Origin of the sequence: Mycolicibacterium vaccae NBRC 14118 = CIP 105934 (assembly GCF_001552715.1) — a bacterium.
Taxonomy (GTDB): domain Bacteria; phylum Actinomycetota; class Actinomycetes; order Mycobacteriales; family Mycobacteriaceae; genus Mycobacterium; species Mycobacterium vaccae.
On record NZ_BCRS01000172.1, the window covers coordinates 1 to 12,272 of the forward strand.

Here is a 12,272-nt window from a genome sequence, read left to right on the forward strand (position 1 = left end):
GGGCGCCCGCGTGCTGTTTCTGGACGAGCCGCTGGGCGCGTCCGTGGACCGGCGGCGCCGTCACCGTCTCCGGCGCCGCGGCGGTCATCCCCAGCGATGCGGCGAGCGCGACCAGGCGCGGGCCGTCCAGGTCGAAGGTCTGGGTCACATCGGGGCGCACGTCGTACCCGCGCCCGTCGCCGGTCACGCACAGCACCGTCGGCACGCCGGTCAGCGCCAGCCCACGCAACTCCTGTTCCAGCACCACCCGGTTGCGGTCACGGCAGGACAGCGTGATCCACGGCGTCACACCGGCTTCCAACAGCATCCGGCCCATCAACGTGGGCGGGAAGTCGGGGCGGTTCTGGTGTTCGCCGACCAGCACCGCGTCACACGACGGTGCCAGCACGGCCGCGGTCGACGCGATGTCGGCGGGATCGAACGGGGTACAGGTGAAGTCCGTCAGGATCAACGGCGCAGCCACCGGTGCCGCCGGGGCCGGGGTCGGAGCAAGGACGGGCCACGGCACGACCTCGGGGAAGGCGCACGGGCCCGGGCGCATCTCGCACTGCCCGTCGGGGCGCACGCCGCCGCACGGGCCGTACGACATGCGCTTGGGACAGTCCACGTCCATGCGGTACCCCCGGGTCGGTCGATGCAGACCCCGCATTCCCGCAGGCGCCCCGGATTAGTCCTCGGGGTGTCGGCGGGTGAGCCGGATGACCGCGCTCCACGGCCTGCCTTCGGGAGGGCGGCGTGGATCGGGCTGCGGCAGCCGCGCCACCAGTCGCAGCGGCCACGGCAGCCGGCGCAGGCGGCTGGCCACGACGATGACCGACTCCACTTCGCCTGTGCGCCAGCCGAGTTGCTCGAAGTACCTGATGCCCTCGGCCGGCGCGAACTTGAACGGCGCATTGCGCAGCAGGCCACCGGTCTTGTCGTTCATCCACTTCTTCAGGCCCGGTCCGGCCAGGTCCAGCACCCACCACGCGATTTCCGGGCGCACCAGTGCGGCCGACAGGTCGGCGACGTCTGCCGGTTCGAGGTACATCAGCAGTCCCTCGGTCAGCACCAGCGCTTTGTGCGCGTCGGCCAGCGCCGTGTCCAGGAACCGGTCGCGGGCGGCGGGGTCGGCCAGGTCGACGGGATAGCGCGTCAGCCGGCATCTCGGCGTCTCGGCGGCGAGCAGCTGCTCCTTCTCGGCGACCAGTCCCGGCAGGTCGCCCTCCACCCAGGTGAACTCTGCCGGCGATTCCAACCGGTACGGGCGGGTGTCCAGCCCGGCGGCGAGGTTGATCACGCGGTCGCAGCCTGCGGCCACGGCGTCCATGATCAGATCGTCGATGGTCTTGGTGCGGGCCACCATCCACCACCCCGACCGCAGCGTCCGCGGGACCGAGGCCACGATCTGGCGGCCCCGATCCCCGGCGAGCCGGTCGGCGTACGGGTCGTCGAACACCGCGTCGCCACGCGCGGACTCCACCGCGCGGTACACCGCCACCCAGCGTGCGGTGTCGGAGACGTTCGACACCGGTCCGTCCTTGACGCTCATGCCGGTAACTTACGTGGCCGGCGCGAAGACCTCGCTGCGCAGACGCCCGAGAGGTGGCTACCAGCCGGCGTTGCGGGCCAGGTCGATGGCGTTCTGGCTCATGAAGGTGCCCGCACTGGGGAAGCCGCGGCAGGCGCCGTCGGACTCCCCGGGACGCTTCACCCACAGGAACGCGTCGACCTGCGGGTTCCCGGTGTCCGTGGTGGGCCGGGCACCGAGGGCGCGGCCGCTGGGGTTGCACCAGTACAGATCGTCGCCCTCGACGGGTCCGGCCCCGTTGCGCGAGGTGTCGATCACGAAGGGCTTGCCCCCGGTCATCCCCGAGATCGCGGCGCCGTAGCCCACCGACTCCTCGGTGGTGAAGAAGTTCGCGGTGTTGAGGCTGAAGCCGCGCGCCTTGGCGATGCCGACCTGATTGAGCCGGTTGGCCATCACGTCGGCGGCCACCCAGCGCGGGTGTCCCGCATCGACGTACACCGCGGTGCCGGGATTGCGGGCCAGCGTGTCGACGGCGTAGCCGATCAGCTCGAGGCGCTCCTGCTGCTGACCGGGCGACAGGCAGTCGATCATGGCCAGCGCGTCGGGTTCCAGGATCACCGCGGCGCGCCCGGGGCCGATCGCGGCGGCGACGCCGTCGATCCACGCCCGGTAGGAGCTGCCGGACCCGAACCCGCCTGCGGCGTAGCTGCCGCAGTCGCGGTTGGGGATGCCGTAGAGCGCCAGCACCGGGATCGTGCCTGCGGCCTGCGCGGTCTGGATGTACTTCGCGTCCACGGCCGGGGTGGAGATGTGGTCCATCCAGTACGCGGTCGGGGTGTTCACCACGGCTGCCAGCAGCGGATCCGGATTGCCTGCCGCGGCCCGCATGCCCTTCGAGTGGGGGTTGACGTAGAACGGCATCCCGACCAGCGGGTTGGCCTCACTGGCCAGCCGCACCGTCGGGGCGGGCGAGGGCGTGGGCGCGGGTCCGGCGATCAGGCCGATACCGGCGACGGCCGCGACCGCGGCGCAGGGGGCGATGAGGCGGGCGACTGCACCACGAACGGAGAACGTCACCCGGAGAAACTTAGTGGTGCTGTGCACCGAGTGCCAGTCTCGCCACAGTGGGTACTCCTCCCCCCGGTGTCGGCCGCGGGGGGAGACGAGGAGCACGGGTGTTGCGAATTGCGCTCATCGCGCACAATCATTTCCCTGTTCGGGAACCCTTCGCAGGCGGGATGGAGGCTCACCTCTGGCATCTGGCCCGCGCACTGGTCCGGATGGGCCACCGGGTCACGGTGTTCGCCGCCGACGGGACGGATCTGGCGCTGACCCATTCCGGGTTGACGGTCCGCACGCTGCCGGTCGACGCCGCGGCTGCCGTTCCGTTTCCGCTGCCCGGTGCGGTCAAGCAGTCCCGTCACGACGCGTTCGTCGCGGTGATGTCCGAACTCACCGAGGACCACCATCGGCGCTTCGACGTCATCCACAATCACAGCCTGCATTACGTACCGATCCGGTGGGCTCCGCACCTGCGCACCCCGATGCTGACCACGCTGCACACCCCGCCGATCCCGTTGCTGGAGGCCGCGGTCGGCGCGATGAAGGACTCCGGGCTGGCGTTCGCTGCGGTCAGCCGGCACACCGCGAAAGCGTGGGCCCCTGTCGGCATCGACCGATTGGCAGTGGTGCCCAACGGTGTCGACGTGGCCCGGTGGCCGCAGGGAACCGGTGGCCCCTACCTGGTGTGGGCGGGACGGATCGTGCCGGAGAAAGGCCCGCACCTGGCCATCGAGGTTGCGGAGCGGTCCGGGCATCGGCTCGCGCTGGCCGGACCCGTGGGCGACGAGGATTACTTCCGGCGCCGGATCGAGCCCCGGCTGGGCGGGCGGGTGGTTCACCTCGGTCACCTCGACCAGCGCCGACTGGCCTCGGTCGTCGGCGGCGCGGCGGCTGCGCTGGTCACCCCGGTGTGGGACGAACCGTTCGGCCAGGTCGTCGCCGAGGCGGGCATGTGCGGGACGCCGGTGGTCGCGTTCGCCCGCGGCGGCATCCCCGAGGTGGTGGACCCGGAGTGCGGACGGCTGGTCGCGCCCGGCGACACCACGGCGATGGCCGCCGCGATTCCCGAGGCGGCCGCCCTGAGTCGTTCGGCGGTGCGTGAGTCGGCCGTGGCCAGGCACAGCGTCTCGGCGATGGCCGACCGATACGTGACGCTCTACCGCGACGTCATCGACGGCGCGTATCGCCGGGAGTTCGACCGGCCCGCCTGAGGGACCGTCCCTGCCGCCTCCGCTCAGTATCGTGTCCGGTGATGTCTGCCGATCAGCCCGACGGGAGGGCTCGGCGCCGGCGCGCGCTGCACTTCGCCCTGCGGGGACCCCGTGACCCCGCGTCGGGTGCCGGGCAGCGCCGGCGCATCTCCGGAGGGTTGAGCGAGCGGCACACCCGCAAGGTCCTGGACCTGACGGTCAGGCTGGCCGAGGTGATGCTGTCGTCGGGGTCGGGCACCGCCGACGTCGTGGCGACCGCCAAGGACGTCGCGCAGGCCTATCAGCTCACCGACTGCGTGGTCGACGTGTTCGTCACCACCATCTTCGTGTCCGCGCTGCCGGCCGCCGACAGCCCGCCGGTCACGATCGTGCGGGCCGTGCAGGCGCGCTCGACCGACTACAGCCGGCTCGCCGAGCTCGACCGGCTGGTCCGCCGGATCACCTCCGGCGGAGTGTCGGTCGACGACGCGCACGACGCGATGGACGAGCTGTCCGAGCGGCCGCACCCGTATCCGCGCTGGATCGCCACCGCCGGATGGGCCGGCTTCGCGCTCGGCATCGCGATGCTGCTCGGGGGCACCTGGCTCACCTGGATCCTGGCGGCGGTCACCTCGGTGATCATCGACCGCGTCTGTCGTCGGCTCAACCACGCGGGCACTCCGCTGTTCTTCCAGCAGGCCGCCGGGGCGTTCATCGCGACGTTGATCGCCGTCGTGGCGTACCTGCTGGTGGGAGAGGCGCTGACCGCGCTGGTCGCCACCGGGATCGTGATGCTGCTGGCGGGCCTGACGTTCGTCGGTTCGGTGCAGGACGCGCTGACCGGCTACATGCTCACCGCGGTGGCGCGGCTCGGCGACGTGCTGTTCCTGACCTTGGGCATCGTGGTCGGCATCCTGGCCGGACTGCAGGCCGCGTCGCTGGCCGGCATCCACATCCAGCTCCGGGTCGACTCGTCGGAGTTGTTCGTGCCACCGACCGAGCCCGGGCAGATCGTGCTGGCGGTGTCGGGCGCGGCGTTGGCGGGCGCGTGCCTGACGATCGCCAGCTACGCGCGGCTGCGTTCCGTGTTCACCGCCGCGGTCGCGGCCGGCCTGGCCGAGGCGGTGCTGCTCGGTCTCAGTCGCGCCGGCGTCGGCCAGGTGGTGGCCACCGGCGCCGCCGCGGTCGGAGTGGGTCTGCTGGCCACTCTGATCTCCATCCGGCGTCAGGCGCCGGCGCTGGTCACCGCGACGGCGGGCATCACTCCGATGCTGCCGGGCATGGCCGTGTTCCGGGCGGTCTTCTACTTCGCCGTCGACCGGGACTTCTCCGCAGGCATGGCCCAGGCGCTGGCCGCGGCCGCCACCGCGCTGGCGATCGGTGCCGGAGTGGTGCTGGGCGAGTTGCTCGGTTCGCCGCTGCGCTACCGCGCCGGCCGGATCAGCGACCTGCTGCGGATCGAGGGACCGCCCGGGCTGCGCCGCGCGGTCGGCAAGGTGGTGGCGCTGCGACCGGCCGCCGATCAGCAGCAGGCCCGCAGCCCGCATCAGCGGTCCTGGAGTGTGGCGCTCGAACCGTCGTCGGCCGAGCCGGCCGGGCAGGCCCGCGACGCCGACCCGGACACCGAGAACGACGAGACACCAGCACGCTGACGAGGCGGATGTTTAGTTCTGTTCGCAAGGAGCAAATAGCCTGGCATGTCCGCCCACGAGGACCCGCCGCCCGGAGTTCTGCGCAAGGCCATCGCCGCGTCGGCGATCGGCAACGCGACCGAATGGTTCGACTATGGGATCTACGCCTACGGCGTCGCCTATATCTCGGCGGCGATCTTTCCCGGCGATGCCGCGAACGCGACGCTGCTGGCGCTGATGACGTTCGCGGTCTCGTTCCTGGTGCGACCGCTCGGCGGGTTCGTCTGGGGACCGCTCGGCGACCGGCTCGGACGCAAACAGGTGCTGGCGATCACCATCGTGTTGATGGCAGGCGCGACCTTCTGCGTCGGCCTGCTGCCGACCTACGACATGATCGGGATGTGGGCGCCGTTCCTGCTGGTGCTGCTCCGGATGATCCAGGGTTTCTCGACCGGCGGTGAGTACGGCGGCGCCGCGACGTTCATGGCCGAGTACGCGCCGAACCGTCGTCGCGGCTTTCTCGGCAGCTTCCTGGAGTTCGGCACCCTCGGCGGGTTCTCACTCGGCGCGCTGCTGATGCTGGCCTGCTCGCTGGTTCTCGGTGACGACCAGATGCACGAATGGGGTTGGCGACTGCCGTTCCTGGTCGCCGCCCCGCTCGGCCTGATCGGCCTGTATCTACGATCGCGCCTCCAGGACACCCCGGTGTTCCGCGAGCTCGAAGAGAAGGGCGAGACCGAAGACGGGACCACCACCCAGTTCCGCGACCTGCTCGGCCGCTACTGGCGGCCCATCCTGCGGCTCGGGGGCCTGGTGGTGGCGCTGAACGTGGTGAACTACACGCTGCTCACCTACATGCCGACCTACCTGGAGACCCGGATCGGGCTGTCCTCGGACCAGTCGCTGATCGTCCCGGTCATCGGCATGCTGTCGATGATGGTGCTCGTCCCGTTCGCCGGGCTGTTGAGCGACCGGGTGGGACGCAAACCGCTGTGGTGGTTCTCGCTGATCGGGCTGTTCGTCGCCGGTGTGCCGATGTTCCTGCTGATGGGCACCAACCTGTGGGGCGCGGTGATCGGGTTCGCCGTCCTGGGTCTGCTGTACGTACCCCAGCTGGCGACGATCTCGGCGATGTTCCCGGCCATGTTCCCCACCCAGGTGCGGTATGCCGGGTTCGCGATCGCCTACAACGTCTCGACGTCACTCTTCGGCGGCACAGCGCCCGCGATCAACGACTGGCTCACCAGCAGCACCGGTGACCTGCTGGTTCCGGCCTACTACATGATGGGCGCGTGCGTGATCGGCGCGCTCGCGCTGCTGAAGGTGCCGGAGACCGCACGCTGCCCGATCGGCGGCACCGTCACGCCGGGCACCGCGGAGGCGCCCGACCCGGTGCCGCTGGACGAGCCCGTCAAGGGGTGATGTGCAGCAGACGCTCGGCGTTCTGGTGGCTGATCTTGGCGCGGTCGGCGTCGCTGACCGGGGCCGCGGCCAGGAAAGCCGTTGCCGTGTCGATGTCCTCGTACGGATAGTCGGTGGCGAACAGGACGTGCTCAGGGCCCAGCGCCGACAGCGCGCACAGCAGCGGCGCGTTGTCGCACACCCCGCTGGTGGTCACGTAGAGGTTGCGCCGCAGGTACTCCGACGGGTGCCCCAGCTCCAGTTCGATGCCGTGGTGGCGGTGCCAGTCCCAGCGCGAGTCCAGCCGCCACAACGAATAGGGCAGGCTCTCCCCCATGTGCCCGAGCAGCAGTTTGGCGGCCGGGAAGTCGTCGAACACGCCGCCGAAGATCATCCGCAGCGCATGGGTGGCGGTGTCGGTGCCCCAACTCCACATGGGTCCGACCAGCTCGGGATGGCCGGCGATGACGTGCGGGGTGTCGAACCCGTTCGCCGGATGCAGGTACAGCGGAACATCGAGGGCTTCGGCCCGCTCCCACACCGGCCGCAACGACGGGGCGTCCAGGTAGACGCCGAAGGTGTGCGCGTTGACCAGGGCACCGCACAGCCCGAGTTGCTCGACCGCGCGTTCCAGTTCGCGCGCGGCGGCCGCACCGTCCTGCAGCGGCAGCGCGGCGAAACCGCGGTACCGGGTCGGGTTGGCCGCGATCAGCCCGGCCACGAAGTCGTTGATCTCGGCGGCGCGGGCCACCGCCAGCTGGGTGTCGGGCTCGGCCTGGATTCCCGGCGCGGTCAGCGACAGCACCGCGACGTCGACGCCGGCGGCGTCCATGTCGGCCAGCCGCTGTTCGGCGAGGTCGGTCAGCCGGCTGTCGCACACCTTCCAGATCTGCGGCTGGGCCAGGTCGCGGGTCGCGTCGCTGTAATGGGCGAGTTCGCCGGTGAGAAAGTGCTCTTCCAGAGCGATGGTGCGCATAGGCCCCGCCTCCGCCGAAAATTCGGTCCCGTCGCCGACGCTACTCGTGCTACCCGCCGGGCGCGGCAACCTGCAGAATTCGTCGCATGACCCTGAAACGGGCCGTGACACCCGAGACGCTCGGCGCCTGGCTGATCAAATGCAACCCGCACACCACCGCCGTCGACCCGATGGTGACGGCGGGCCGGGCCAAGGCGCACTGGTGCGTCGCCGACAATTACCGGTCACACCTGATCCGGCCGGGCCACCGGGCGCTGTTCTGGGTCTCGGCCCATCCGCGGCGCGGCATCTGGGGGGCGGGCCGGATCACCGGTCGTCCCGCCGACGCAGGCGGCCGGCTGCACGTACCGGTGGACATCCCGCTGTTCGCCGAACCGGTCACCGCCGCGGAGCTGTCCGCCGTCGCGGGGCTGGCTTCGATGGAGGTGTTCCGTTCGCCGCAGCAGGCCAACCCGTCCTGGGTCAGTAAGGCCGAACTCGCGCTCGTCGACCCGCTGCTACCGTCGGCGTGACGCGGTTGCATCTGCGGCTGACGGGTTACCCGGGGAATACCGATTTCGTACCAGGGCGTTGGAGGCGGAGTGAGCGAGCAAGCAGAGTTGAGTCCCACCGACTGGGTCCGCGATCAGACCCAGCGCATTCTTGAGCAGGGCACCACCGACGGAGTCGAGGTGCTGGACAGGCCGATCGTGCTGTTCACCACCACGGGTGCGCAGTCCGGGAAGAAGCGGTACGTGCCGTTGATGCGCGTCGAGGAGAACGGCCGTTACGCGATGGTCGCCTCCAAAGGCGGCGATCCCAAACATCCCAGCTGGTACTTCAACGTCAAGGCCAACCCGTCGGTGACCGTGCAGGACGGCGACAAGGTCCTCGAGGGCACCGCACGCGAGCTCGAAGGCGACGAGCGGGAGCACTGGTGGAAGCTCGCGGTGGAGGCCTACCCGCCGTATGCGGAGTACCAGACCAAGACGGCGCGCCAGATTCCCGTCTTCATCGTCGAATAGCTACGGGGTAGATCCCGCCCGGCGATTCACCCGGAAACCACGCTTTTCAGTCGCCGCCCGAAGGTGTACACATTCACCAACAGCTGGCGGAAGGCGTCGATGCCATGCGAATCACCGTGGTGGGAGCGACCGGGCAGATCGGTTCTCGGGTCGTCAGACTGCTGCGTGACGCCGGGCAGGACGTGGTCGCGGCATCGTTGAGCACCGGAGTGGATGTGCTCAGCGGCGACGGGGTGGCCGAAGCCGTCGCCGGCGCGGAGGTTCTCGTCGACGTCACCAATTCACCGTCGTTCGACGACGAACCGGTGCTGCGGTTCTTCAGCTCGGCGGCGACCACTCTGGTCGCGGCGGCCAGGCACGCCGGCGTAGGCCATTATGTGGCGTTGTCGATCGTCGGGGCGGACGGGCTGCCCGACAGCGGCTACATGCGCGCCAAGACCGTCCAGGAAGAGATCATCCGGAGTTCGGGTCTGCCGTTCACGATCGTGCGCGCTACGCAGTTCCATGAGTTTGCCGAGATGATCGTCGGATCGCTGCGCGTGGGTGACCGGATCCTGGTGCCTGACGCCGGCATTCAGCCCATCGCGGCAGCTGACGTCGCCGCGAAGCTCGCCGCGGTGGCGCTGGCCGAGCCCGTCAACGGCATCGTCGACATCGGCGGTCCGGAGAAGATGTCGTTCGCCGAACTGGCGGCCGCGGTCCTCGCCGCCGCCGGAGACCGAACCGAGGTCGTGGTCGACGACTCCGCCACCTACTTCGGCGCGGCGGTCGATCACCACAGCCTGGTCACCTCGGACGGGACTGGCGAACGGTCGGAAACCACGTTCGCCGAATGGCTTTCGGCGCGGTGAGGTCGCGGTGCCGTTCACCGATCGGGCGGCGACGACGGCTCGTTGCGTGCCAGCGGAACCCAGCGCTCGCGTGCGGTCACCTGCTTTGACGACGGGAAGTCACGCAGATCGCCTGTGCCGGAGGGTTTCGCGTCCCATGTCGCGAAGGTGAGCGGCGACTGGATCCAGGCGTGCAACAGCCGGTAGGTCGCCTTCATCGAGTCGACGTGGGTGCGCTCCCAGCCGTGGCTGCCGTCGACACCGAACCCAAGGAGCGCAGCCCGGGTGTTCGCGCCCGCTTCGATCGCCGCGGCGACGTCGGACCGGTAGTAGCGGAAAACGTCTCGGGTGAACGGGATTTCGCAGTCTTCCGCCAACCGGCACAGGTTACGCGTCAAGTGGTAGTCGTAGGGCCCGTGCAGGTCTGACATCAGTACGGTCACGGTGTCCTCGCGGGACTGTTGACCGGGCGCGCACACCGCGTTGTCCACGCTGATCATCTCCGCGATGTCGGCGGGCAACCCGGTGCTGGCCCCGTAGCCGACCTCTTCGGCGATGGTGACCATGAACGCGGTGCGATGCGGCAGCGTCACGGAGTGGTCGACGAGATTCTTGATCACGGTGAGTGCGGCGGCGACCCCGGCTTTGTCGTCGAGGTGTCGCGACACGACGAATCCGTCCTCGGTGAGGACCGGGTCGGCCATCAGGGCTACGAAGTCGCCGATCTGAATCCCGAGTCGGACCAGGTCCTCTCGCGACGAAACCCGGCGGTCCACCCGGAGTTCGACGTGGTCCCAGTCGGTGATCTGGGTGTCGACGGCGTCTCCGAAGGCGTGCCCGCTGGCCTTGAGCGGCAGGATCGTGCCGGTGATCATCTCGTCGGAGTCCTCGCGCAGGATCCGCACCCGCGCCCCGGCGGCGAACCGCGCCGAGAACGTACCGACCGTGATCAGTTCCAGCCGGCCGTTGTCCTTGAGCCCCCGCACCATGCAGCCCACGGTGTCCGCGTGCACCACCAGCGCGCGGTCCGTGGTCGCCGATTCGCCGGGAAGTTCGGCGATCAGCGCGCCCCGTCGGGTCAGCGAGAACGACACGCCGAAACCGTCGAGTATCTCGCCGATCATCTGCATCACGGCGTCCGTGCGGCCTGTCGGACTCGGGGTCTGCAACAGCGCGAGCAGGGTGTCGGTCATCCATGAGCTGTCGGCCTCGGACATGACGTCGCCTGGGCTCATGAGGTCTCCTTCGCGCGCGACCTGAGCTTAGGGTCGGCCGGCGCCGGCCCGCAGCGTTTCGTCCCTTGTCGTCATCCGCGACGGTCGACGGGCCGCCGATGCCGTGAGCGTGAAGCCATGGCTGCGCTTCGCGGCTTGATCGCGACCCGGAACGCTATTCCGAGCGACGGTCCGCCGGTTCACAGCTCGGTGACCTGCCCGCGCTCGACCCGCCACGACCGGTCCAACCGGACATTGCTCAGCATCCGGCGGTCGTGGGTGACCAGCAGCAGCGCGCCCTGGTAACTGTCGAGGGCCTGTTCGAGCTGCTCGATGGCGGGCAGGTCGAGGTGGTTGGTGGGCTCGTCGAGCACCAGCACGTTGGTGCCGCGGGCCTGCAGCAGGGCCATCCCGGCCCGGGTGCGTTCGCCCGGTGACAGGTCGTCGACCCGGCGTTCCACGTGGTCGGCGCCGAGCCCGAACTTGGCCAGCAGCGTGCGCACCTCGGCGGTCGGCCAGGTCGGCACGTGTTGTTCGAAGCGGTCGATCAGTCGCTCGGGTCCCGAGAACTCGGCGCGCGCCTGGTCGATCTCGCCGATGTGGACGCTGGCGCCCAGCGAGGCCCGCCCCTCGTCGGGGGTGCGCCGGCCCAGCAGCAGGCGCAGCAACGTCGACTTGCCTGCACCGTTGGGTCCGGTGATGCCGATCCGCTCCCCCGCATCGACCTGCAACGTCACCGGGCCGAGAACGAATTCTCCTTGCCGCACAACGGCTTTGTCGAGGGTCGCGACCACCGCGCTGGACCGCGGCGCGGCGCCGATGGTGAACTGCAGATTCCACTCCTTGCGCGGCTCCTCGACCTCCTCCAGCCGTGCGATCCGGCTCTCCATCTGGCGCACCTTCTGCGCCTGCTTCTCGCTGGACTCGGTGGCCGCGCGACGGCGGATCTTGTCGTTGTCGGGAGCCTTGCGGATCGCGTTGCGCGTCCCCTGGCTCGACCATTCCCGTTGCACTCGCGCCCGGGCCACCAGATCGGCCTTCTTCTCGGCGAATTCGTCGTACTGCTGGCGGCGGTGCCGCCGACTGACCTCGCGCTCGTCGAGGTAGCTCTCGTATCCGCCGCCGAACACCGTGGTGGTGTTCTGCGCGAGATCCAGTTCCAGCACCCGGGTCACGGTGCGGGCCAGGAACTCCCGGTCGTGACTGACCAACACCACTCCGCCGCGCAGCTCCCCGACGAAGCGCTCCAGCCGGGCCAGGCCGTCGAGGTCGAGGTCGTTGGTCGGCTCGTCGAGCAGCACGATGTCGAATCGCGACAGCAGCAGCGCGGCCAGTCCCACCCGCGCCGCCTGCCCGCCCGAGAGCGCGGTCATCGGCGTCGACTCGGGCCGCACCGCGTCGGTGTCGAGCCCGAGGTCGGCCAGCACCGGCGGCAGCCGCTCGTCGAGGTCGGC

At 70.0% G+C, this 12,272-nt stretch carries 12 protein-coding genes; 6 read left to right on the forward strand and 6 right to left on the reverse strand.

Going from position 1 to position 12,272, the window contains the following annotated elements; all coding sequences use genetic code 11:
- From MVA01S_RS24910 to MVA01S_RS24920, 3 genes are all read right to left on the reverse strand, one after another.
- The coding region (locus MVA01S_RS24910) for a methylenetetrahydrofolate reductase C-terminal domain-containing protein (protein ID WP_174538990.1) at positions 1 to 613 on the reverse strand (613 nt) is incomplete at its 3' end.
- Between the two features lie 54 nt (positions 614 to 667).
- Entirely contained in the window at positions 668 to 1,531 is an 864-nt protein-coding gene (locus MVA01S_RS24915) for a class I SAM-dependent methyltransferase (RefSeq protein WP_003931493.1), read from the reverse strand.
- Between the two features lie 57 nt (positions 1,532 to 1,588).
- Complete coding sequence (locus tag MVA01S_RS24920; protein ID WP_003931494.1) at positions 1,589 to 2,587, reverse strand: glycoside hydrolase family 6 protein; 999 nt, start codon at positions 2,585 to 2,587, stop codon at positions 1,589 to 1,591.
- Positions 2,588 to 2,748: 161 nt separating this feature from the next.
- Between MVA01S_RS24920 and MVA01S_RS24925 the strand changes: the two genes are divergently transcribed.
- From MVA01S_RS24925 to MVA01S_RS24935, 3 genes are read left to right on the forward strand one after another with little or no spacing between them, the layout of a single operon-like run.
- Positions 2,749 to 3,783, forward strand: coding sequence for a glycosyltransferase (locus MVA01S_RS24925; protein WP_003931495.1), 1,035 nt, complete (start codon positions 2,749 to 2,751; stop codon positions 3,781 to 3,783).
- A gap of 41 nt (positions 3,784 to 3,824) precedes the next feature.
- Entirely contained in the window at positions 3,825 to 5,414 is a 1,590-nt protein-coding gene (locus MVA01S_RS24930) for a threonine/serine exporter family protein (RefSeq protein ID WP_003931496.1), read from the forward strand.
- Between the two features lie 45 nt (positions 5,415 to 5,459).
- A complete protein-coding gene (locus MVA01S_RS24935; RefSeq protein ID WP_003931497.1) occupies positions 5,460 to 6,815 on the forward strand; it encodes an MFS transporter in 1,356 nt (451 codons plus the stop codon).
- Here the strand turns inward: MVA01S_RS24935 and MVA01S_RS24940 are convergent.
- Positions 6,805 to 7,770: an amidohydrolase family protein gene (locus MVA01S_RS24940; RefSeq protein WP_003931498.1), complete on the reverse strand. Its 966-nt coding sequence runs from the start codon at positions 7,768 to 7,770 to the stop codon at positions 6,805 to 6,807. The genes MVA01S_RS24935 and MVA01S_RS24940 overlap by 11 nt on opposite strands.
- A gap of 86 nt (positions 7,771 to 7,856) precedes the next feature.
- Here MVA01S_RS24940 and MVA01S_RS24945 point away from each other — a divergent pair, with 86 nt between their 5' ends.
- The 3 genes from MVA01S_RS24945 to MVA01S_RS24955 all read left to right on the forward strand — a co-directional run bounded on the left by MVA01S_RS24945 (position 7,857) and on the right by MVA01S_RS24955 (position 9,625).
- Positions 7,857 to 8,282 (forward strand): EVE domain-containing protein, encoded by a 426-nt coding sequence (locus MVA01S_RS24945; protein WP_003931499.1) that lies wholly within the window; start codon positions 7,857 to 7,859, stop codon positions 8,280 to 8,282.
- Between the two features lie 69 nt (positions 8,283 to 8,351).
- Positions 8,352 to 8,774 (forward strand): nitroreductase family deazaflavin-dependent oxidoreductase, encoded by a 423-nt coding sequence (locus tag MVA01S_RS24950; protein ID WP_040541747.1) that lies wholly within the window; start codon positions 8,352 to 8,354, stop codon positions 8,772 to 8,774.
- 104 nt (positions 8,775 to 8,878) lie between these two features.
- Positions 8,879 to 9,625 (forward strand): SDR family oxidoreductase, encoded by a 747-nt coding sequence (locus MVA01S_RS24955; protein WP_003931501.1) that lies wholly within the window; start codon positions 8,879 to 8,881, stop codon positions 9,623 to 9,625.
- A 14-nt stretch (positions 9,626 to 9,639) separates the two neighbouring features.
- Here the strand turns inward: MVA01S_RS24955 and MVA01S_RS24960 are convergent, their stop codons facing one another.
- The gene (locus tag MVA01S_RS24960) at positions 9,640 to 10,839 is read right to left on the reverse strand and encodes an osmoprotectant NAGGN system M42 family peptidase (RefSeq protein ID WP_003931502.1); all 1,200 of its coding nucleotides are present in this window, start codon (positions 10,837 to 10,839) and stop codon (positions 9,640 to 9,642) included.
- Between the two features lie 179 nt (positions 10,840 to 11,018).
- A partial coding sequence (locus tag MVA01S_RS24965) for an ABC-F family ATP-binding cassette domain-containing protein (protein WP_060941733.1) occupies positions 11,019 to 12,272 on the reverse strand: 1,254 nt, incomplete at its 5' end.

Excerpts from the sequence above, each read along its gene's own strand:
- MVA01S_RS24940 (WP_003931498.1), bottom strand. The coding sequence starts at position 7,770 with ATGCGCACCATCGCTCTGGAAGAGCACTTTCTCACCGGCGAACTCGCC.
- MVA01S_RS24915 (WP_003931493.1), bottom strand. The coding sequence starts at position 1,531 with ATGAGCGTCAAGGACGGACCGGTGTCGAACGTCTCCGACACCGCACGC.
- MVA01S_RS24955 (WP_003931501.1), top strand. The coding sequence starts at position 8,879 with ATGCGAATCACCGTGGTGGGAGCGACCGGGCAGATCGGTTCTCGGGTC.
- MVA01S_RS24935 (WP_003931497.1), top strand. The coding sequence starts at position 5,460 with ATGTCCGCCCACGAGGACCCGCCGCCCGGAGTTCTGCGCAAGGCCATC.
- MVA01S_RS24960 (WP_003931502.1), bottom strand. The coding sequence starts at position 10,839 with ATGAGCCCAGGCGACGTCATGTCCGAGGCCGACAGCTCATGGATGACC.
- MVA01S_RS24930 (WP_003931496.1), top strand. The coding sequence starts at position 3,825 with ATGTCTGCCGATCAGCCCGACGGGAGGGCTCGGCGCCGGCGCGCGCTG.
- MVA01S_RS24945 (WP_003931499.1), top strand. The coding sequence starts at position 7,857 with ATGACCCTGAAACGGGCCGTGACACCCGAGACGCTCGGCGCCTGGCTG.
- MVA01S_RS24925 (WP_003931495.1), top strand. The coding sequence starts at position 2,749 with ATGGAGGCTCACCTCTGGCATCTGGCCCGCGCACTGGTCCGGATGGGC.